Here is a 20899-nt window from a genome sequence, read left to right on the forward strand (position 1 = left end):
TTCGAACTATTCTCGGACACTCGGCGAATGGCGGCGGGTATCACGTGGTTCTGCCGTAACGTGGCTGCGCGTAGAGACCGTCGACAGGAAGGGATTGTGTGCACTTCTCGCGAGGGACCCTGACCATTGCCGCACTGGCAGGAGCGGCCTCACTCGCTCTGGCGCCCACGGCAACCGCCGCAACCACCTATCAGATCTCCGTCGTTCCGCCGCTCGGGACCGTCTACGCCAACAATCTGGTGACGCTCGGCGCGCTGGTCACGCCCACCCCGACCGGCACCGACGGATCCACTCCGGTCGAACTCGAGATCACCGAGCCCGACGGCGACGTGAACACGCGAACCATCCCGCTCACCCTCGGTGCCGGGACGGCGGCGATCCGGACGCACGAGGCCGGCCGCTACACCGTCGTGTTCACCTACGCCCCACCGAACGGCACACCCGCCGAGACGACGACGCAGTTCGACGCCGTCGCGTCACCGGGGCTGGGCCTGGGTAGCTGACCACCCGAACCTGCCGAGGCGCATCGCCGGTCACACGCCGGCGGTGCGCCTCTTCTTCGGTGTGACGGGAGCCTCGGTGGATCCCACCGTCTTCATCGCGATCTCGACATACTTGCGGGCCACCGCGTCCGGGGTCAGCTTGCCCTCGGCGTGATACCAGCGCGGAATCGACTGGCACATACCGAGAAGTGCCCGCGTCGTCTCCGCAGCGTCCGACACGTCGAAAAGCTCCCGCTTCTTGCCTTCCTTGACGATCTCGAGGACCAGTTCCTCCACACCCTTGCGGACGGTGCGGTAACGCTGCCGGTTCTCCGGGCTCAGGTAGCGCACCTCGCTCTCGAGCGCCGCCAGACGGGATCGCATGGTCATCCGCAACACGATCGCCTCGATGACGTTCGCGAGTCGCTGCACCGGATCGTCGCCGCCGTCGGCGCTCGCGGCATGGGCGCGTTCGAGAACGTCGCTGGTGGAGAGTTCCAGCAGCGCCAGGAGAACGGCCTCCTTGTTCTCGTGGTGGTAGTAGAGAGCGGGTACCGTGACACCGACTCGGCGAGCGATGTCGCGCACCGACGTGCCGTGGAAACCGTGTTCGTAGAACGCGTCGAGGGAGGCGCTGAGGATCGGCGTCAACTTCGTGGGTTCGAGCCGGCGCCAGTCCGCTGCGTTGCCGACCTCGGTGGGCGTCGCACCCTTGGATGAGCTGACCATCAAAGACCTATCTACCGCTCGCTATGCCAGGACGGGTCAAGTGTAGCTGTTCAGATAGTCGGCGAAGGTCTGCGGCGGCCGCCCGGTGAGCGTCTCGACGTCCCCCGTCACCACCGCCAACTCACCGGCCGCGATCGCTGCGTACGAGGTCACCCACCCTGCGACCTCGAAGTCCGGCGCCCCGAAGTGGGCGCGGGACGCGAACGCCTCGTCCAGCGTCTCGTTCTCGAACCGCACCGAACGTCCGGTCACCCTCGTGATCGTCTCGGCGGCCTCCGTAAGGGTGAATGCCTCCGGCCCGGTCAGCCGGTAGGTGACGCCGTCGTGGTCGCCGTTGCCGGTGGTGAGGACCGCCGTCACGGCATCGGCGACGTCGTCGGGCGCCACCGCGCTCACCCGGCCGTCCCCGGCGGGACCCCGGATGACGCCCTGATCGTCGGCCATCAGCGGGATCATCGACTGATACCAGCTGTCCTGCAGGAACGTGTACTTCAGCCCGCTCTCCCGGATGTGCTGCTCCGTGAAGTAGTGGTCGCGGCCGAACGTGAACGTGCACTCGGGCGCCGCGCCGAGAAACGACAGGTAGACGATGCGCTCCACCCCGGCCGCACGGGCGGCGTCCACCGCGGTGCGATGCTCCTCGCGTCGGGTGGCGCTCTCGTGACCCGAGACCAGGAACAGCAGCCGGACGCCGTCCAGCGCGGCGGTCATCGCCGGACCGTCGGCATACGTGGCCACCGCGAACGCGGAGTCGAAATGCTCGGCCAGCGGCTCGAGCCGCTCGGCGTTCCGCCCGATCAGCCGGACCCCGGCGCCGCCGCCGAGCCGCTCGAGCACCTTGCCGCCGATCGACCCCGTGGCTCCTGTCACTGCAATGGTCATGGCCCGCATTCTCCCAGCGCCGGCCCTCTATCCTGACGCGTATGACTGAACCCGTGGCAACCGCTGACCTGGCAGACGAGATCGGACCCGACATCCGGAGCTGCGACACGCAGTTCATCCAGTTCGGCGGCCGTGAAGTGTTCTCCGGCCCCATCACCACCATCAAGTGCTTCCAGGACAACCTGCTGGTCAAGCAGACCCTCGGCGAGCCCGGCAACGGCGGCGTCCTGGTGGTCGACGGTGACGCCAGCATCCACACCGCCCTGGTCGGCGACATCATCGCCGGACGCGGCGTCGACAACGGCTGGGCAGGCGTGATCGTCAACGGCGCGGTCCGCGACTCGGCGATCCTGAAGACCCTCGACATCGGCGTCAAGGCGCTGGGCACCAACCCCCGCAAGAGCACCCAGACCGGCTCCGGTGAGAAGAACGTCCCGATCGAGATCGGCGGCGTCACGTTCAACCCCGGCGAGACCGTCTACAGCGATCAGGACGGCGTCGTCGTCCGCTGATCCGACGAGAACCGAGCGGCGGTTCGGTATCTATCGGTACCGAACCGCTGCGCGGCTCCGAGCGCCGACGCAATAATCCGGAGGAATCCAGCGGTCGTTCGCACGACCCGCTCCTACGGAGGGTGAACTCGATGAGTGTTGACGCCGCCGGAGAGACCAGCCGGGAAGACGCGCCCCGATCGGTGCGAACCGCGCCCCGGCCGCAATACATCACGTGGATCGCGCTGGCGATGATGACCACCAGTTCGGTGGCCAGCCTGAGATCGGCGCCCTCGATGGCCGTGTACGGGCTGGCCTGCGTGTTCCTGTACGTCGTCCCCGCCATCGTCTTCCTGCTCCCGACGTCGCTCGTCTCCGCGGAACTCGCCTCCGGGTGGTCCGGTGGCGTCTACCGCTGGGTGGGCGAGGGCATCTCGGCGAAGATGGGATTCCTGGCCGTCTGGTGCCAGTTCGCGATGACGATCTTCTACTACCCGACGCTCCTCGCCTACGTCGCGAGCACCTTTGCGTACGTGATCAATCCGGCGCTCGCCGCGAACGGCCTGTACACGGCGATCATCATCGTCACCCTGTTCTGGACCGGTGTCCTCGTGTCCTCACGGGGAATGAAGGCCGTCGCGGGTCTGTCGAGTGCCGGACTCGTACTGGGCACGTTGATTCCCGGTGTGCTGCTCATCGTGATGGGCATCGTGTTCCTCGGCCAGGGCAATGCGTCGGCCGCACCGATGGAATTCAGCGCCCTGCTCCCCGCCTGGACCGGCATCGCCAGTCTCGTGCTGATCGTCAACAACTTCCTGTCCTATTCGGGCATGGAGATGAACGCCGTGCACGTCTCCAGCCTGCGGCGACCGGCGAGCGAATTTCCTCGCGCGATGTTCGTGGCCATGGGACTGGTCCTCGGAATCTTCATCCTTCCGGCCATCGCCATCAGCTGGGTGGTACCCGCCGAGAAGCTGTCGCTGACCGCAGGCGTGATGCAGGCGTTCGACACCTTCTTCGCCCACTTCGGGTTCGGCTGGGCCACTCCCGTTCTGGCCCTCATGCTCATCGCCGCCTCCCTCGGCGGCATGCTCACGTGGCTCGCGGGACCGTCCAAGGGCCTGCTCATGATCGGACGGCAGGACGGCTTCCTGCCACCGATCCTGCAGCGACTCAACAAACACGGCATCCAGCAGAACATCCTGGTGGCGCAGGGTGTGGTCACTACCCTGATCGCCTTGCTCTACGCGTTCATCCCCGAGGTGTCGAGCGCGTACTGGATTCTCTCCGTCATCACCACGCAGGTGTATCTCGTGGTGTACGTGCTGATGTTCGTCGCCGCGATGCGACTGCGCAGGCAACAGCCGGACCACCCCCGCGGCTACCGCGCCCCCGCACTGTTCGTGCTGTGCTGGGTGGGCATCGTCGCGAGCCTCGCCGCCTTCTGCATCGGCTTCGTTCCGCCCTCCCAGTTCGGCGGTGGCAGCGTTCTCGTCTACGTCCTCATCGTCGGAGGCGGATTCGGAATCGTCGGACTCGGCGTTCCCCTGCTGATCCTCGCGCTCCGCACACCGGCCTGGAAACAGGACCTGGCGGCCGACCCGCTCGCAGAGGAGGCGTGATGACCACGTCCGGTCGCATGGGCCCCGACAACCAGTCCGTGAACACCGCCCCGGTCGACGACCTGCACAAGAGACCCGAAAACACCCACTGGATCCTGTATTCCGTCCTCTCCGCCGCGTTCGTCGGACTCCTCGTCTGGGGTCTCGTCGCGTTCGACCAGCACAAGCAGTCGGCGGAGGCGGTAGCCAAGGCCACCGAACTGTCGGAACGATTCCAGCGAGCCGGGCTCGGATCGCTCGACGTAGACGCGACCGCCCGTGTGCTCGGAACCGACGGCGCCGCGGCGTGCACCGATCCGGACAACGCCCTGAAGACAGGCGTGCTGGATCAGCAACTGGTGAGCGGAGCCGCCGGACCCGGACAACGCCCGATCCTCGCGACCGGCAACCTCGTCGAAGGTGAGCGACAGGTGATCGCCGTGTACTGCCCGGACAGGTCGGCGGAATTCGAGTCCGCCGTCGCCGATCTGAAACTCGTGGACGAGAATTAGGGGAACCCCGAGGAGGCGTTGATGTCCGACGAGATCCGTTCCACCGTAGCCGCGCTGATGCCCACGGCGCGTGACGAACTCGCCGAACTGGTGGCCATGCGGTCGGTGGCCGATCCGCGGCAGTTCCCACCGGAGGAATGCGTTCGTGCCGCCGAATGGGTCAGGGACGCCTTCATCGGAGCCGGGATCGGACACGTCGAACTGCTCGAGACGTCCGACGGTTCACACGCCGTCGTCGGACACCAGCCCGCGCCGGACGGGGCCCCGACGGTACTGCTCTACTGCCACTACGACGTTCAACCGCCCGGCGACGAGAAGCTCTGGCACACCGACCCCTTCACCCTCACCGAGCGGGACGGCCGCTGGTACGGGCGCGGCGCAGCCGATTGCAAGGGCAACATCGTCATGCACCTGCTGGCGCTGCGCGCACTCGGCACCCCGTTCCCCGTCGGCATCAGAATCGTCGCCGAAGGATCCGAGGAAATGGGCACCGGCGGGCTCGAGAACCTCGTCGAGGCCAGGCCCGCACTCTTCGACGCCGACATGATCCTCGTCGTCGACACCGGAAACGCCGCGGTCGGCAGCCCGACCGTCACCACAACGCTGCGCGGCATCGCGAACGTCGTGGTCCACGTCGAGACCCTGGCCGGGGAGGTGCATTCGGGCATGTTCGGCGGACCCGCCCCCGATGCGCTGGCCGCCCTCGTCCAGATGCTCGCCACCCTGCGTGACGCGGACGGCAACACCGTCGTCGACGGGCTGGAGTCGGACCAGAAGTGGACGGGCGTCGACTACCCCGAGGCGCAGTTCCGCACCGACGCCGGCGTGCTCGACGGTGTGCGTCTCGCCGGTTCGAGTTCCGTCGCCGACGCCGTCTGGGCCCGGCCGGCCCTGACGATCCTCGGCATCGACTGCCCGCCGGTGGTCGGCTCGGCCGCCGCCATCCAGCCGCGCGCATCGGCCCGCCTCAACCTGCGGGTGCCACCCGGGATGGACCCGCAGAAGGCGCAGGACGCGCTCGCCGCGCACCTCGAGAACGCCGCCCCGTGGAATGCGCGGGTGACGGTGGAACGCGAAGCGGTGGGCTCGCCGTTCCGCGCGACCACCGACGGCCCCGGATACGCGGCCCTCGGCGCTGCGATGGAGGAGGCGTTCGGGAAGGGGCTCGGAACCGTCGGGCAGGGCGGCTCCATTCCGCTGTGCAACGTCTTCTCCGCCGTCGTCCCGAAAGCGGAGATCGCCCTGATCGGGGTGGAGGAACCGCGCTGCCTCATCCACGCCCCCAACGAAAGTGTGGATCCCGGCGAAATCGAGAACCTCGCCGTCGCCGAGGCGCTGTTCCTGCAGAGGTTCGCGAGCGCCGACCGTCAGGACTGAGAACTCACCCGAGCCGTCATCCCACCGATCTCCACGACGTCCCCGTCCCGCAACTGCCGCCCCCGCCGCACCTCGACCTCACCGTTCACCGACACCAGTCCGTCGGCGATCACCTCTTTCGCCTCGGCCCCCGACTCGATGAGGTTGGCGAGCTTGAGGAATTGGCCGAGACGGATGGATTCGTCGCGGATCGGCACGGCGTCGTGAATGTCGGACATGCCTCTATCTTCCCTCTCCACCCAAATCGCGGCCCGACGGCTCACACTGAACACTGGAACATCTGACTCCCGTGATCGGTACGTATCTCTTGCCGGGAAGGAAACACTCGATGTCAGCTAGCACCGAGACACACGACGCGTCCGAGGCGGCCGTCTCCACCGCACCACGGCCCCGCCCCGCCCTCGGACCGAAGAACGGGCGCTTCCACCAGGTTCCCCATATCGCGGGACTGATCCTGGGTGTCTTCTCGGTGCTCGTGTTCCTGTGGAGCATCTCGCCGGTACTGCGCTACTACGTGCACGTGCCGCGCGAGTACGTCGACACGTACTACTTCGACGCCCCGGACACCAGCCTGTCGTGGGCGCTGGTGGTCGCGCTGCTCGCGGCGGCGCTGGCGAGCCGCAAACGCATCGCCTGGTGGCTGCTGACGATCTACCTGGTCCTGTTCCTGATCACCAACGTGATCGTGAGCATCACCGACCGGAACGTGAACGCGATGGTCGCCGCCCTGGTCCAGGTGGTGCTGATCGGCATTCTCGTCGCGGCCCGGCCCGAGTTCTACACGCGGGTCCGGCGCGGCGCGGGCTGGAAAGCCCTGGGCGTGCTCATCGCCGGTCTCGCCATCGGCACCCTCGTCGGGTGGGGACTCGTCGAACTCTTCCCCGGCACCCTGCCACAGGGCGAACGCTTCCTGTGGGCGCTGAACCGCGTGACCGCCCTCGCCGCCGCCGACAACGAACAGTTCAGCGGACGCCCGCACGGATTCGTCAACACCCTCCTCGGCCTGTTCGGCGCCATGGCCCTGCTGGCCGCCGTCATCACCCTGTTCCGCGCCCAGCGCTCCCACAACGCCCTCACCGGCAACGACGAATCGGCGCTGCGCGGGCTCCTCCTGCAGTACGGCGCCGACGACTCCCTCGGCTACTTCGCCACCCGCCGCGACAAGGCCGTCGTCTTCGCGCCCAGCGGGAAGGCGGCCATCACCTACCGGGTCGAACTCGGCGTGTGCCTGGCCAGCGGCGACCCGATCGGCGACCCGGAGGCCTGGCCGCACGCGATCGAGGCCTGGCAGGCGCTCGCCTCCCAATACGGTTGGGCCACCGCAGTGATGGGGGCCAGCGAAACCGGGGCCACCGCCTACAACAAGGCCGGTCTCACCGTGCTCCAACTCGGCGACGAGGCCATCCTCCGCACCCGCGAGTTCAACCTCAGCGGGCGCGACATGCGGCAGGTCCGCCAAGCCGTCACCCGCGTCCGGCGCCAGGGTGTCACCGTCCGGATCCGCAGGCACCGGGACGTCCCCGCCGAGGAGATGGCCGAGGCCATCCGGCTCGCGGACGCGTGGCGCGACACCGAGACCGAGCGCGGTTTCTCCATGGCCCTCGGCCGGCTCGGTGACCGCCTCGACGGCGACTGCCTGCTGGTCGAGGCGATCGACGAGAACGGCGAGATCGACGGCATCCTGTCGCTGGTGCCGTGGGGTCCGACGGGTGTCTCCCTCGACCTGATGCGCCGCAAACCGACGTCCCCCAACGGGGTGGTGGAGCTGATGGTGTCCGAACTGGCCACCACCTCCGATCAATTCGGCATCACGAAGGTGTCGCTGAACTTCGCGGTGTTCCGTTCGGTCTTCGAGGAGGGCTCCCGCATCGGGGCGGGACCCATCCTGCGGATCTGGCGTTCGATCCTCGTGTTCTTCTCCCGTTGGTGGCAGCTCGAGGCGCTCTACCGGTCCAACGTGAAATACCAGCCCGAGTGGGTGCCGCGATTCCTCTGCTTCGAGGACAACCGGGAACTGCTGCGCGTCGGATTCGCCTCGGCCGTCGCCGAAGGATTCGTGACCCTGCCCCGCTTCGGCCGTTCCGGAACCCGGGACGCCATCGAGCACACCGGCACCCACGCCGCGGTCCCCGCCGCGCTCGTCGCCGCCGAAGGACTGCACTCCGACGGCAGCGCACCCGGCGAAGGCCTCGCACCGACGGCTACCGGACCGAAACGTCCCGAGCAGGTCCGCGTCCGGCTCGACAAACTGGCCGACCTCGCCGAACAGGGCATCGACCCCTACCCGGTCGCGTATCCGCCCAGCCACACCGTGACCGAGGCAGTGGAATCCCCCGAGGGGACGACGGTCCGCATCGCCGGCCGCCTGCTCCGGATCCGCGACTACGGCGGTGTCGTGTTCGCGGTGGTCCGGGACTGGTCCGGAGACATCCAGATCCTCGTCGACGAGGCCCGGGTGGGGACCGACCGCATCCGGGCGTTCGCCGCCGAATTCGACCTCGGCGACCTCGTCGAGGTCGCCGGCGTCATCGGATACAGCCGCCGCGGCGCGCTGTCGCTGCTCGCGAACGAGTGGCGCATGACCGGCAAGTGCCTGCATCCCCTGCCGGACAAGTGGAAGGGCCTGTCCGACCCGGAGACCCGCGTCCGGCAGCGGTACGTCGACCTCGCGATCAACTCCGACGCCCGGCGCCTGCTCGAGGCCCGCAGCGCGGTCGTGAAGTCGCTGCGGGATTCGCTCGGCGGCCGCGGCTTCCTCGAGGTGGAAACCCCGATCCTGCAGCAGGTGCACGGCGGCGCCAACGCGGCCCCGTTCCTCACCCACATCAACGCCTACAACCTCGATCTCTACCTGCGGATCGCGCCCGAGCTGTACCTCAAGCGGCTCTGCGTCGCCGGCATGGAGAAGGTGTTCGAGATCGGCCGCGTCTTCCGCAACGAGGGAGTCGATTTCAAACACAACCCGGAATTCACCATTCTCGAGGCGTACGAGGCGCACAGCGACTACGAGAAGATGATGGTGCTGTGCCGGGAACTCATCCAGACGGCGGCGGTCGCCGCGTACGGACGCGAGATCATCATGCGGCCCGGCCCCGACGGCACACTGGTGGAGGTCGACATCTCCGGCGAGTGGCCCGTCAAGACGATGCACCAGGCGGTCGCCGAGAAGCTCGGCGTCGACGTCTCACCCGAAACACCGCTCGCGGAACTGCAACGGCTGTGCGACGAGCACGAGATCCCGTACCAGTCCACCTGGGACGCCGGCGCCGTCGCGCAGGAGATGTACGAGCACCTGGTGGAGGACTACACCGAATTCCCCACCTTCTACACCAATTTCCCGACGTCGATGTCACCGCTCACCCGGCCGCACCCCACGATTCCGGGGGTCGCCGCGAAGTGGGACCTCGTCGCGTGGGGCATCGAACTCGGCACCGCGTACAGCGAACTCACCGACCCCGTGGATCAGCGGAGCCGGCTCACCGAGCAGTCGATGCTCGCCGCCGGCGGTGACGAGGAGGCGATGGAACTCGACGAGGACTTCCTGCAGGCCCTCGAACACGCCATGCCCCCGACCGGTGGGCTCGGCATGGGCGTCGACCGGGTGGTCATGCTCATCACCGGCGGCAGCATCCGTGAAACCCTCGCGTTCCCCCTGGCCAAGCCGAGGCAATGACCTCCCGTGGCCGGGTCGCCGTCGCTGCGCTGCTGATCCTCGGCGCCGTCGGCTACGCGTCGTGGCTGCTCGAATTCGTCCTCGACACCGGAATCGATCCGCTGCGGGGGTTCGCGAGCGAACTCGCCGCGGCGGACCAGCCGTACGGATTCTGGTTCCGCAGCGGCGACCTGCTGACCGGATGCATCGTCGCCGTGGCCGGGGTGCTGGGACTGTCGCGGTACTCGCAGGGCTGGGTGACGGCGGTCGGGTGGATCGCGCTGATCGTGTTCGCGCTCGCGACCATCGCCGATTCGCGCCTGCCGATGAGCTGCGCGGCCACCAACGACCCCGTCTGCGCTGCGAGTGAGGCCGCCGGACATCTGCCGCTCACCCATGATCTGCACGCCGTGACCAGCGCGTCCGCCTCGACGGGAGGCGTGGTGTCGAGCCTGGCGTTCCTGTTGGCCGCGTTCCGCTGCCAGTGGCCGACCTGGTTGAAAATTACCGGCGTAGCCGTGGCGACGGTGTTCGTCGGCGGCACGGTATGGACGCTGACGGCGGCGGGACTGCGCGGCGAACAGGACGCCTGGCTCGGACTCGGCCAGCGCGTCCAGCTGCTCGCCTTCTGCGGATGGCTGACCTTCGTGGCGCTCAGCGTGATTCACGTCACCCCCGAAAGGGCTGGTTCCACGTGAAACGTCCTGGGGAAATGGTCGCGGGAGTGCACGTGGTGGTCGACGGGGAAGGCCCACCCGTCGTCCTCTACGGCGGCCTGGGCGGGAACTGGTTCGACTGGGACGAGGTGGTCGAACTGCTGTCCGGGACCTGCCTCGTGGTGCGGATCGATCGTCCCGGGTACGGATTCAGTCCCCCGTCCGCCGAACGTCCGTCCGCTCGAGGCGAGGCCACGAGAATCGCCGACGTTCTCGACGCGCTGTCCGTGACCACCCCCGCGGTGCTCGTCGGCCACTCACTCGGCGGTATCTACGTCGAGGCCTTCGCCCGGCTGTACCCCGAGCGAACCGGCGGCGTGATCCTGCTGGACGCCACCGTGACCGCCCACCCGCACCGCGTGATCCCGACCCGGTGGCGCGTCACGATGGGCAGACGAGCGGCCCGAACGGCCAGCAGGGTGGGGCTGCAACGCCTCCTGGGCCCCACGGTGCGCCGGATCCTGAACCACTCGACACCCCCCGACGGGATCGCTCCGGGCACCCGTCGATGGGTCGAGCGGATCTACCGCGAGCCCGCGTACCTCGAGTCCTCGATCGTCGAGAACGCGTCGTACCCGGCGCTGGCCCAGGAGCTGGCCGCGCTGCGCGAGACCGCGACGATGACGGCACCCGTCGTCGTGGCCGCCGCCCACACCGGACGCCCGACGCCCTGGGGGTCGGCGTGGATCCGCATGCAGAGGCAGTTCGCGGAATTCCTCGGCGCCGCGTTCCGCGTCGTGCGTCCCGCGCACCACCACGCCATGATCGATCAGCCCAGCCAGATCGCGGCACTGGTACGGGAGCTGGCAAGCTGATCGGCGTGCAACTGCTACTGATCCGCCACGCGCTGCCCGAGCTCGTCACCGCGTCCGACGGGCGCGCGGACCCCGCACTGACCGAGGAAGGTCACGCCCAGGCCAAGCGGCTGCCTGCCGCGCTGGCCCCGTACCGCATCGCCCGGATCGCGAGCAGCCCGCAGCGCCGCGCACTCGAGACGGCGGCGCCGGTCGCCGAGGCCCTCAACCTTCCCGTCACCGAGTACGTCGGCCTCGCGGAGTACGACTACGACCTCGACCACTACATCCCGTTCCACGAGGCGGAGGCGCGGGCGCCGGAGGCCTTCGCCCGGATTCGGGCCGGCGAGTTCCCGAAGTCCGTCGACGCCGACGCCTTCCGCACGCGGGTGTTCGAGTCCCTCGGCCGCATCGTCGACGAGTCCGGCCACGAGGACACCGTCGCGGTATTCGCCCACGGCGGCGTCATCAACGTGTTCCTGCAGCAACTGCTCGGGCTCGACCGGCCCCTCGTGTTCCCGATCGAGTACGTGTCCGTGACCCGGGTGCTCGTCTCCCGCAGCGGTGAGCGACGGGTGGCCTCGGTCAACGAGACCGGTCACGTCAGGGACATGCTGCGCCGGTGAGCGGTCGCTAGAGGCCCGGAATTCGCGGCAGCGGAGGGAGCGGCGGGGGCGGCGGAAGTGTCGGCAGCTGAATCTGCGGCAGACCGGGAATGAGGGGGCGCGGGGCAGGGGCCGGCGCGGGAGCGGGCTCCGGCACGCTCGCCTCCTCCCCGGCCGGGCCGGGAACCGACACCGCGGCGGACGGCGGTGGCGTCGACACCGGTGCCGCTGCGGGCGACGGGGACACCTCCGCGTCACTCGGCTGAGTGGCGACCGGGCGTGCGTCACCGTCGGAGCTCTGCAGGTGGCTGCCACCGACACCGAGGCCGAGACCGATCACGGCGACGACGGCCAGCGCACCGCCCGCCAGCGCGCCACCGCGGATCACCGGTTTGGCGAATCCTCCGGCGCCGATGCGGTCCGACGTGCCCGAGTGCTCCTGTGCCAGCAGCGCAGCGCCCTCCGCGGCCACCAGTTCCGGCTGCGCCGGCACGATCACCGGGAGCGCGAGCCACGACTCCATCAGAGACGCGACCAGCGGAATATGCGCGCCGCCCCCGATCAGAACCACCGCGTCGGCAGCCCGCCCGGACGATTCGATCACCTCGCGGGCCAGGCGCGCCGACGCCTCGACGTGGCGCACGATCAGGGAGTCGAGAATGTCCTGCGAGAGCAGGAGCAGACCACCGTCGCCGGGCACGCAGACCGCGGTGTTGGTCGACAGCTCTTCCTTGGCGCGACGGCAACGGGCGTCGAGCGCCGACCCCGCGGCCGCATCGGCCGGTGGCGCGATGCGCTTCTCGTCGAGCTGGTGATCGCGGATCAGCCGGTCGACGACGTCGCCGCTGATCTCGTCGGTGCGGGCCGTCCCGAGCACCGTGCCGGTGAGTCGGTCGACCACGGTGACGGTGAGGCCGGAGCTGCCGAGGTCGTAGAACACGAGCGTCGAATGGTCACCGAGCTGTCCCGACGCCTCGAGCATGCGGAGCGCGGCCGTCACTTCCGGGACCAGCCGGCAGTCGATCGCGGCCTGCACGGCGGCGGCCTGCGCCTCGTCCCGATACGCGACACCGAAGACCTGCACGGCGTCGTCGGCGTCGCGCTCGGCCATCACCGTTCCGATGGCATCGGCAACCACGTGCTCCGGGTGCTCGCGTGCGGCGTCCACCGGGAACGACCGGAAGACGGCCCCCTCGTCGTCCGGATACGCCACGCGCACCGCGCTGGCACCCACCGATACACCGAGAACTGAAACCATGGAACGACTATAACGGTTTGATCACGGAACGCGTGTCGGGGCCTCGCGGCCACCGACTTCGTTATATGCGCTCAGAGCCCGGGTATCCGGGGAAACTCCGGCATCGGGAGCGGCGCGGGCGGCGGAATCGTCGGGAGCTGAAACTGCGGCAGACCTGGAACGGGCGGAGTGGGTTCCGGTGTGGTCGGCGGAGCCGACGACGTGTCGGACGGCACGACACTCTGCGTTTCGGGAGCCGCCGGCGCCTGAGTCGGACTCTGCGGCTGGGGCTGGGGCTGGTACGTGGTGCGCACCTCGGTCTGCGGCGGGATCACTGGTTCCTCGTCGACCACCGACGGGGCGGCTTCCAGAGGCGCGGGTACGTCCACGGTCGTCGTGGGCTGCGGCGGTATCACCTGCCGCGCTGCCGGCGCCTGCGTGTTCGACTGCGTGGCGGCCGGCTGTGCGTCCTCCTCCGAACCCTGCAGGAGGTCGGTGCCGACACCGAGTCCGAGCCCCACCGCGGCGACCACGGCCACGACACTGCCGGCGAGGACGAGGCCACGACGCTTCCGGATCGGCGCGTGCTCCTCGAACTCCGACTCGGGCTCGAACTCCGGCTCGGGCTCGGGCTCGAACTCCGGCTCGGGCTCCGGCTCGAACCGGTGCTCCGGCGCCATCGCTGCGCCGAACTCGTCGGACGCCGGGCGCGCCAGCAGGGCCGCACCCTCCGCCGCCACCAGTTCCGGCTGCGCGGGGACGATCACCGGGAGGTCGAGCCAGGACTCCATCACCGATGTGACCAACGGAATATGTGCGCCGCCGCCGATCAGCACCGCGGCGTCGGGGAGGCGTCCCGAGCGGCGAATGACCTCGCGGGTCAGGCGCGCCGACGTCTCGACCGGGCCGACGATGAGCGAATCGAAACTGTCCTGCGACAGGAGAAGAAGACCACCCTCGCCCGGCATGCACACCGCGCCGTTCGTGGACAGCTGTTCCTTCGCATCGCGGCACCGCGCGGCGAGCGCGAGCGCGGCGGCCGCGTCGGCCGGATGCGCGAAGCGGTGCAGTTCGAGTTGGTTGTCACAGATCAGCCGGTCGACGAGGTCGCCGCTGATCTGGTCCGACCGGGCACTGCTCAGCACCATGCCGGTGTCCCGGTCGACGACGGTGACGGTGAGACCCGAACTGCCGAGGTCGTAGAACACGAGCGTCGAATGGTCGCCGAGTTCGCCGGACATCTCGAGCATCTGGAGTGCGGCCGTCACTTCGGGGACCATCTGGAAGTTGCCGATCTGCAGGCGGGTCATCGCCGCCTGCACGGCACCGGCCTGCGCGTCGTCCTGGTACGCGACGCCGATGGCCTGCACTTCGTCGATCTCGTCGCGCTCGGCGAGCACCGTCCCGATGGATTCGGCAGCCAGTTCCGCCGGCCGTTCGAGTGTTGCGGTCACCGACCGCGATTGGAAGGTCGGGGTTTCGAGGCTCACGACGTCGTGGCACGCGAAGCGCACGGCGCTGGCGCCTACCGAGACACCGAGAACTGAAGTCATGCCGCCGACTATAACGGTTCGATCACGGGTCGCGCTCATGGAGCAGACCGGGCGGCACGTCACAGGCTTTCCGGGCGTACCCCCGTGACGCACATCGGGTTCCGTCCGAGACCTCGACACCGCAACCTACCGATCCGCACCACGCCGCGACGTGTCCTGGTGGTCGACAAACACAGCGCCGGCGTACACCTCACGCACCCGCCCGGCCGCGACGCCGTCAGTCGGTTGCGGCGAGGTGGGTGCCGAACCACTGCAGCGTTCGTGCCCACCCGTCGCGGGCGGCCGCCTCGTTGTACACGGCGGGACGGTCGTCGCAGTGGAAGCCGTGTTCGGCTTCGGCGTAGCGGACGATGTCGGTGTCCACCGGGGCGTGGGCGACCGCGGCGCGCAGCTCCTCGACTTCCTCGGTCGGAATCCCCTTGTCGCGGTCGCCGAACAGGCCGAGCCACGGCGTTCCGAGCTGCCCGGCGACGTCGAGTTGCGATGGATATCCGAAGCGTCCGTTCGCGACGCCTCCGCCGTAGAAACTCGCCGCCGCCCCGAGGTCGAGGCGCGTCGCCGTGTGGAACGCGACCGTTCCGCCCATGCAGAATCCGACGATCGCGGTGTTCCGCAGGCCGATCGAGGCCGCCGACAGAGCCGCGACGGCCCCGTCGACGTCCTCGTCGATGTGCGCAGCGGTGAGCTCACCGATCAACGACATCGCCGACGTCATGTCGTCGTACTCGAGCACCGGATCGCCGCTCCGGTGGAACAGGTGCGGCGCGACCGCGTGGTACCCGGCGGCGGCGAAACGGCGGCAGACATCGACGATGTGCCCGGTGACGCCGAACGCCTCCTGGATCACGACGACACCGCCGCGGACGGGACCTTCGGGGGTGATGCTGGTGAGTGGTGTGGTCACGAACTACGACTCTAGGAAACCGGCTTCAGCGGGTGGATCGCCGGTGCCCCGGCGAGGTGCTCACCGAACGTCCCGAGCGCGGCCTGGAAGTGGGGCGACTTCATGTGCGCGTCGACCGCCTCCTGACCGGTCCACACCTCGACGGTGACGAAGGTTCCCGCGACCGCAGCTGATTCGAACACCTCGTACGAGATGCAGCCCTCTTCCTTGCGGCTCTCCGCGGCCAGCGCGGACAGTCCGTCGCGGACGGTGTCCTCGGAACCGGGCTTGGCAGGAATGGTCGCTACGACATGCAGATCGGACATCGACTCCCTTTCGTGAACGCCACCTCGTGTGGCCGTCTCACGTAAGCACAGTTGGGTCGGCTAGGAAACCCGAAGTCGCGTCAAATAATCGGCGACCTTCGGTTCGTCCCAGCCGTGCGCTTCGCGGAGACCGTCCGCGATGGTCGCGAGATAGGCGGGTGCCGGTGCGTTCCGGGCGACGACGTCACCGCGGGCCCGGGTGGTGAACGTGCACATGGGGACACCGTTGCGGGAGCCGAGAGTGACCAGGCGGTCGTAGCAGGCGGGTTCCTGCGCGTGGATGTCCTCGAACTGCTCCTGTGTCACCAGGAATGCGCGCGCCGCGACCGAGCCGGGCGCGTCGGGGTCGTAGAACGCGCGGCCGCCGCCCCAGATGCGCGACTCTCCCGCGAAGAACACCGAGCCGGGTATCACCACCGGTATCGACTGGCGGGGGGCGCTCGCATCGCGGGCGCCCGTGTGCACGAGGTTGCCCCCGGCCGGGCAACCACCACGCAGGTAGCAGGTCAGACGCGTCGTCGCCATGTTCGATCCATAGCTGACGTACCAGATCAGCACACAAACGACCGTACTCGGACAAGATGGTCACATGAGTCTTCTCGGCGAAGTCAGGGGCTGGCGCAGCGGTTCTCGGAAGCATCACCGCCTGCGGGACCTCGACGGCACCCTCGTCGTCGTCACCGGCGGCGGCAGCGGGATCGGCCGCGAGACCGCGCTGGCGTTCGCGTCCGAAGGCGCTGTCGTGGTGGTCGCCGACCGCGACCTCGAATCCGCTCAGCAGACCTCCGATCTCATCAACTCCGCCCAGATGAAGGGCGGCGGTGCGGTGGCCATCTTCGGCGGCGGCTCCCACGCGTATCAGGTGGACGTCGCGGTGGAGGACGAGGTGCAGCGCTTCGCGGAGAAGGTGCAGGCCGAGCACGGCACCCCCGACATCGTGGTCAACAACGCCGGAATCGGATATTCGGGCACGTTCACGAAGACCCCGCAGAAGGATTTCGAGCGGGTGATGGACGTGAATTTCTGGGGTGTCGTGTACGGCTCCCGCGCGTTCTCCCAGCAGATGATCGACCGCGGAACCGGTGGGCACATCGTCAACCTGTCGTCCGCCGCGGCTTTCACGCCGCAAAAGCGGCTCACCGCGTACGCGACGAGCAAGGCCGCGGTGTTCATGCTGTCGGACTGCCTCCGTGCGGAATTGGTGAACCACGGCATCGGTGTCAGCGCCATCTGTCCCGGACTGGTCCACACCAACATCGTCAAGGCCACCGACTTCGCCGGCGCCACACCGGAGGAGCAGGCGAAGATGCGGGACCGGGCCGACAAGCTCTACCGCAGACGCGGTTTCACCCCGGACCGGGTGGCGACGCAGATCGTGAGGGCCGTCAAGCACAACAAGGCCGTCGTCCCCGTCACGACCGAAGCCAAGTTCGGGCGCGCGCTGAGCCGCCTGGCCCCGGGCAGCATGCGGCTCGGCGCCCGCTTCGACCTCGGCTGATCCGAACGTCAGGGGGTGGGTGCCTGCACCCGGCCGGTGTAGGCGTCCATGCTGTGGTACACACCGAGCCGGTCGGCCAGACGGTCCCAGGCACGCACCGGCAGCACGGCTTTCGCCACCCGCGACAGGTACAGCGACCGCGGCAGTATCAGCAACGGCTTCCCCTGCTTCATCGCCCGCCACGACCGGGCCGTGACGTCCTCCGGGCTCAGGATCGGGGCGAACAGGGGGTTCTTCACACCGTCGAACATGCCGGTGGAGATGTAGCTCGGACACACGGTGGTGACCTTGACGTGCCCGTGGCCGGCCTGGACCAGTTCCAGTCGCAGCGAATCACTCCACCCCAGGGCAGCCCACTTCGACGCCGCGTAGACGGCCATTCTCGGTGTCGCCACGGTCCCGGCGGCGGAGGCGATGTTCACTATGCGGCAGTCCCGGCCGCGGTCCTCGATCATGGCGGGCAGGAATTCGTTGGTGATGTACATCGGTGCGAGCGTGTTGACGTCCATCACGAATTTGGTGTCCGACTCGTGGTTGTGATCCCAGAAGTACTTGCCGCGCACCACACCGGCGTTGTTGACGAGCACGTCGGGACGACCGAACGCATCCCGTACCTCGGCGGCTGCCGTTCGGACGGATTCGAGGTCGGCGACGTCGACGACGTGTGCGCTGACGGTGCACCCAGATTCGCGCAGTTCCCGCGCCGTGCGTTCGAGCGCGTCGGCGTCGATGTCCCACAACACCACCGTTCCGGCGTGGTCGGCGGCGGCGAGCCGGGCGAACAGACGCCCCATCCCCATTGCCGCCCCGGTGATCAGGACCGTCTTGCCCGCTGCCGAGAATCCCACGTCATGCTCTCCTTCGGTCGAGACCGGCCGGGTCGGCGGGCTCGTGGTACAGGGTTTCGATCCGGTCCTTCAACGCGGCCTGTGCGCGTCGCAGCGCCTGCCACACCACCGGTGCGGCGACACCGCCGAGCAGTTGTCCGGCCGGTCTGCCGGGAGAGTCGTAGCGGAAGGCGACGGTGAGCTCCGTTTCGTCCGGGCTGAGCGCGTCGAACGTCCAGACCGATCCGTGCACACCGTGATCGGCCTCGACGACGAGCCGGCGACCTGGGTCCGATGCGACGACCCGGGCGCGGGACGGCAGCGCGATCGCACCGGGCACGGTCTCCGGATCGGCGAGGTACTCGAAGGCCATCGCGGGCGGAACGACGATCACCGTGGTGCTGCGTAAGCCGATCATCGAGCGCCCGGACGTGCGGGGGCCGGACAGGCAGAGCTGAATGGACAAGACGGATATCCCAACGTGTCGACGTCCGAGGCGGAGAGTGTGTGGTACATCTATGTACCGCATACTGCCGACCGTATACGGAAACGCAGTGACAGGGAAGACTACGATTCGATTCGATGACGAAACCCCAGCAAGACGCCGGTGACGGGCGCGCTGCCCGGTGGCGCGGCCAACGCGAGAAGCGGCGCTCGGAGTTCGTCGAACGGGCACTCGTCGCCATCGACGAAGAAGGTCCCGACGTGTCCGTCGCGACGATGGCCGTCTACGCCGAGGTCGCGCGAACCCGCATCTACCGGCACTTCGACGACAGCACCGACCTCAAGAACGCCGTCGCCCGGCGGGTCGCGGCGATGATGCTCCTCGAATACGCCCCCGTGATCACCGTCGACGGCGCACCGCACGCCATCCTCACCCGCGCCGCCCGCACCCACCTCGACTGGGTCACCGAACACGCCAACCTGTACCGCTACCTGATGTCGTTCTCCCCCGCGGCCGGAGAGGTGCGGCGGGCCATCAGCACCGCGGTCGCCGACATGCTCCACCCCTACCTGGACGCCCTCGGCGTCCCCTCCACCGCGACACCGCTGGCCAATGCGCTGATCGGGATGGTCGAGTCGGTATCCGCCGAGTGGATCGACCGGCCGGGCGGAACAGACGTCGGCGCGCTGACCGAACAGCTGGCCGCGTGGGCGTGGGCGCTGGTCGACACCACGATGCGCAGCCGCGGCGCGGTCCTCGACCCCGACCGTCCCCTACCGGCGCCCGACGACCTCCGCACGTGAGTGGGAAAGCGTGCCGGAACACACATTCCCACTCACGTGCGGGACCAGCGGGTCAGGTACTCGCGCTCGGTGGTGGTGATGCGGCGTAGCCGCTGGGCATCCACGTCCGCGACGGCCATCTGGGTGGTGGCGGTGACGGCGGGCGGGTCGGTGATCGGGGTACGGGCGCCCCGGACCTCGTAGCCGATGGTGAAATCCACCGCCCGGTGCTTGGCGATCCACATGGTGATCCGCAGGGGACTGTCGGAGTGCCGCAACTGTCCCCGGTACTTCACGTGGATGTCGGCGATGAACGCGCTCGTGATGAGCGACGAGTTCTCGCTGCCCTCGCTGAGCAGCCAGTCGATCCGGGCCTCTTCGAGCAACGTCACCATCCGCGCATGGTTGATGTGCTGAAAGGCGTCCATGTCGGACCACCGGACGGTCACGAAGGCGTCGTAGCCGACGACGGCGGCAGGGGTGTCAGTCACGTTGGACATCATCCCCTGCCGCCGTCGGCCGAACTCACGCGATGTCGCGCAACCAGTTCCTCAGCCACGTCGTGGCGGGCGTGCCCGATCCGTCGACCGCGTAGCTGGTGTAGTCCTGGTGAGCCTGCGACTTGTAGAACTGCTCCAGCTCGTCGATGCGCTTCTCGTTGGACTGCTCGTCCAGCTGAGCCATCAGGGCCGGCACACCGCCGACGGCGAGAATGTCGTTCCAGATCGCGAGCGCTTCCTGCTGGTAGCGCCCGAACAGGTTCGGCGTCGGATCCGACGTCTGCGCGAGGAATCCGGCGAGCCGCGTCACGAAGTCTTCCTTCGGCGTGGAGCAGTACAGGTCGCCGTACGCGCAGAAGGTGCGCGTGTTCTGGCTGACCCAGCCGAACCCGCCGATGCGGGGACCACCGGCGCCGCTGCCTGCGACGGCAGGGCCGACGAGGGCGTCGGACGGCGACCGCCGCGGATCGGACACGAGTCCGACGGCAGCGATCTTGTCCGCGGGCACCACACCGAGGCCGGTGCCGATCTCCGCAGCGAGATCACCCGCCGCGTCGGCGCCCTGGCTGTAACCGATGATCGACAGCTTCGTGTCGGGGCACTGCTGCGACATCGACGACAGCATGCCCTCGGCGTTGCTGACCGCCTGTGCCTTCGAGCGCCCGTACACCTCGGACTCCCACGGGAAGGCCGTGGCGGCGTACGTGACGTAGTCGGTGCGGATCGACGACGGCAGACCGTTCGTCACCGCGGACAGCAGACCCGGCGTGGGCCTGACGTTGTCCTTGGTGGACGTTTCCCACGTCCCCGGAATCGCTACCACGTACAGACTCGGGCAGGGGTCCGCGTTCGCCACTGCGCTCGTGCCCGCTACTCCCGATACCACCGGGATGGCTGCCGCAGCAGCCACTGCGGTCAGAAATGCGACAACCCGTTTCATTGCCATGGCCTCAACCTGTTCTCCCCTTCGCCGTCCTGCAGACGGGATGCTGCCAGGGCGACGTGAC

The 20899-nt window shown here is 68.6% G+C and carries 23 protein-coding genes; 11 read left to right on the forward strand and 12 right to left on the reverse strand.

Annotation, left to right across the window (positions count from 1 at the left end):
* Positions 1-98: 98 nt before the first annotated feature.
* Entirely contained in the window at positions 99-503 is a 405-nt protein-coding gene (locus CJ177_RS21350) for a hypothetical protein (protein ID WP_005249032.1), read from the forward strand.
* 30 nt (positions 504-533) lie between these two features.
* Here the strand turns inward: CJ177_RS21350 and CJ177_RS21355 are convergent, their stop codons facing one another.
* Entirely contained in the window at positions 534-1211 is a 678-nt protein-coding gene (locus CJ177_RS21355) for a TetR/AcrR family transcriptional regulator (protein ID WP_005249033.1), read from the reverse strand.
* 36 nt (positions 1212-1247) lie between these two features.
* The gene (locus CJ177_RS21360; RefSeq protein ID WP_095868533.1) at positions 1248-2093 is read right to left on the reverse strand and encodes an SDR family oxidoreductase; all 846 of its coding nucleotides are present in this window, start codon (positions 2091-2093) and stop codon (positions 1248-1250) included.
* A 41-nt stretch (positions 2094-2134) separates the two neighbouring features.
* Here CJ177_RS21360 and rraA point away from each other — a divergent pair, with 41 nt between their 5' ends.
* The 4 genes from rraA to CJ177_RS21380 all read left to right on the forward strand — a co-directional run bounded on the left by rraA (position 2135) and on the right by CJ177_RS21380 (position 6074).
* Positions 2135-2605 (forward strand): ribonuclease E activity regulator RraA, encoded by a 471-nt coding sequence (gene rraA / locus CJ177_RS21365; RefSeq protein ID WP_005563989.1) that lies wholly within the window; start codon positions 2135-2137, stop codon positions 2603-2605.
* 131 nt (positions 2606-2736) lie between these two features.
* Positions 2737-4206: an APC family permease gene (locus CJ177_RS21370; RefSeq protein WP_095868534.1), complete on the forward strand. Its 1470-nt coding sequence runs from the start codon at positions 2737-2739 to the stop codon at positions 4204-4206.
* Complete coding sequence (locus CJ177_RS21375) at positions 4206-4697, forward strand: hypothetical protein (protein WP_061040719.1); 492 nt, start codon at positions 4206-4208, stop codon at positions 4695-4697. Before CJ177_RS21370 ends, CJ177_RS21375 begins: the two co-directional genes overlap by 1 nt.
* Before the next feature lie 21 nt (positions 4698-4718).
* On the forward strand, positions 4719-6074 hold the full coding sequence (locus CJ177_RS21380) for a dipeptidase (protein WP_025431562.1): 1356 nt from the start codon (positions 4719-4721) through the stop codon (positions 6072-6074).
* On the opposite strand, the gene CJ177_RS21385 is transcribed toward CJ177_RS21380, so the two are convergent.
* The gene (locus CJ177_RS21385; protein WP_005263380.1) at positions 6065-6292 is read right to left on the reverse strand and encodes an RNA-binding S4 domain-containing protein; all 228 of its coding nucleotides are present in this window, start codon (positions 6290-6292) and stop codon (positions 6065-6067) included. The two genes, CJ177_RS21380 and CJ177_RS21385, sit on opposite strands and share 10 nt — an antisense overlap.
* 110 nt (positions 6293-6402) lie before the next feature.
* Here CJ177_RS21385 and lysX point away from each other — a divergent pair, with 110 nt between their 5' ends.
* From lysX to CJ177_RS21405, 4 genes are read left to right on the forward strand one after another with little or no spacing between them, the layout of a single operon-like run.
* Positions 6403-9747: a bifunctional lysylphosphatidylglycerol synthetase/lysine--tRNA ligase LysX gene (lysX, locus tag CJ177_RS21390; RefSeq protein ID WP_095868535.1), complete on the forward strand. Its 3345-nt coding sequence runs from the start codon at positions 6403-6405 to the stop codon at positions 9745-9747.
* Positions 9744-10424, forward strand: coding sequence for a DUF998 domain-containing protein (locus CJ177_RS21395; protein ID WP_095868536.1), 681 nt, complete (start codon positions 9744-9746; stop codon positions 10422-10424). The genes lysX and CJ177_RS21395 overlap by 4 nt, the downstream gene beginning before the upstream one ends.
* 14 nt (positions 10425-10438) lie before the next feature.
* Entirely contained in the window at positions 10439-11257 is an 819-nt protein-coding gene (locus CJ177_RS21400) for an alpha/beta fold hydrolase (protein WP_095868537.1), read from the forward strand.
* A 5-nt stretch (positions 11258-11262) separates the two neighbouring features.
* A complete protein-coding gene (locus CJ177_RS21405; RefSeq protein WP_061040724.1) occupies positions 11263-11862 on the forward strand; it encodes a histidine phosphatase family protein in 600 nt (199 codons plus the stop codon).
* A gap of 7 nt (positions 11863-11869) precedes the next feature.
* Here CJ177_RS21405 and CJ177_RS21410 read toward each other — a convergent pair whose 3' ends face one another.
* The 5 genes from CJ177_RS21410 to CJ177_RS21430 all read right to left on the reverse strand — a co-directional run bounded on the left by CJ177_RS21410 (position 11870) and on the right by CJ177_RS21430 (position 16398).
* A complete protein-coding gene (locus CJ177_RS21410; protein ID WP_005249044.1) occupies positions 11870-13099 on the reverse strand; it encodes an Hsp70 family protein in 1230 nt (409 codons plus the stop codon).
* Between the two features lie 71 nt (positions 13100-13170).
* Positions 13171-14631, reverse strand: a complete 1461-nt coding sequence (locus tag CJ177_RS21415) for an Hsp70 family protein (RefSeq protein ID WP_179443258.1) — start codon at positions 14629-14631, stop codon at positions 13171-13173.
* A 217-nt stretch (positions 14632-14848) separates the two neighbouring features.
* A complete protein-coding gene (locus CJ177_RS21420; protein ID WP_095868538.1) occupies positions 14849-15535 on the reverse strand; it encodes a dienelactone hydrolase family protein in 687 nt (228 codons plus the stop codon).
* An 11-nt stretch (positions 15536-15546) separates the two neighbouring features.
* Entirely contained in the window at positions 15547-15840 is a 294-nt protein-coding gene (locus tag CJ177_RS21425) for a putative quinol monooxygenase (RefSeq protein WP_005249047.1), read from the reverse strand.
* 60 nt (positions 15841-15900) lie between these two features.
* Positions 15901-16398 (reverse strand): hypothetical protein, encoded by a 498-nt coding sequence (locus CJ177_RS21430; RefSeq protein ID WP_005249048.1) that lies wholly within the window; start codon positions 16396-16398, stop codon positions 15901-15903.
* Between the two features lie 31 nt (positions 16399-16429).
* Between CJ177_RS21430 and CJ177_RS21435 the strand changes: the two genes are divergently transcribed.
* A complete protein-coding gene (locus CJ177_RS21435; RefSeq protein ID WP_025431559.1) occupies positions 16430-17338 on the forward strand; it encodes an SDR family NAD(P)-dependent oxidoreductase in 909 nt (302 codons plus the stop codon).
* A gap of 8 nt (positions 17339-17346) precedes the next feature.
* On the opposite strand, the gene CJ177_RS21440 is transcribed toward CJ177_RS21435, so the two are convergent.
* Together CJ177_RS21440 and CJ177_RS21445 are read right to left on the reverse strand one after the other, a co-directional pair.
* The gene (locus tag CJ177_RS21440) at positions 17347-18186 is read right to left on the reverse strand and encodes an SDR family oxidoreductase (protein WP_095868539.1); all 840 of its coding nucleotides are present in this window, start codon (positions 18184-18186) and stop codon (positions 17347-17349) included.
* Between the two features lies 1 nt (position 18187).
* Entirely contained in the window at positions 18188-18631 is a 444-nt protein-coding gene (locus tag CJ177_RS21445; RefSeq protein WP_095868540.1) for a hypothetical protein, read from the reverse strand.
* Between the two features lie 116 nt (positions 18632-18747).
* Here CJ177_RS21445 and CJ177_RS21450 point away from each other — a divergent pair, with 116 nt between their 5' ends.
* Positions 18748-19413 carry a TetR/AcrR family transcriptional regulator gene (locus CJ177_RS21450; RefSeq protein ID WP_095868541.1) on the forward strand — a complete coding sequence of 222 codons (666 nt, stop codon included), beginning with the start codon at positions 18748-18750 and terminating at the stop codon, positions 19411-19413.
* A gap of 32 nt (positions 19414-19445) precedes the next feature.
* Here CJ177_RS21450 and CJ177_RS21455 read toward each other — a convergent pair whose 3' ends face one another.
* Positions 19446-19895 (reverse strand): thioesterase family protein, encoded by a 450-nt coding sequence (locus CJ177_RS21455; protein WP_005249053.1) that lies wholly within the window; start codon positions 19893-19895, stop codon positions 19446-19448.
* A gap of 22 nt (positions 19896-19917) precedes the next feature.
* The gene (locus CJ177_RS21460) at positions 19918-20832 is read right to left on the reverse strand and encodes a cutinase family protein (RefSeq protein WP_025431557.1); all 915 of its coding nucleotides are present in this window, start codon (positions 20830-20832) and stop codon (positions 19918-19920) included.
* Positions 20833-20899 lie beyond the last annotated feature (67 nt).

Source organism: Rhodococcus sp. ACPA1, from assembly GCF_002300195.1.
GTDB lineage: Bacteria > Actinomycetota > Actinomycetes > Mycobacteriales > Mycobacteriaceae > Rhodococcus_F > Rhodococcus_F opacus.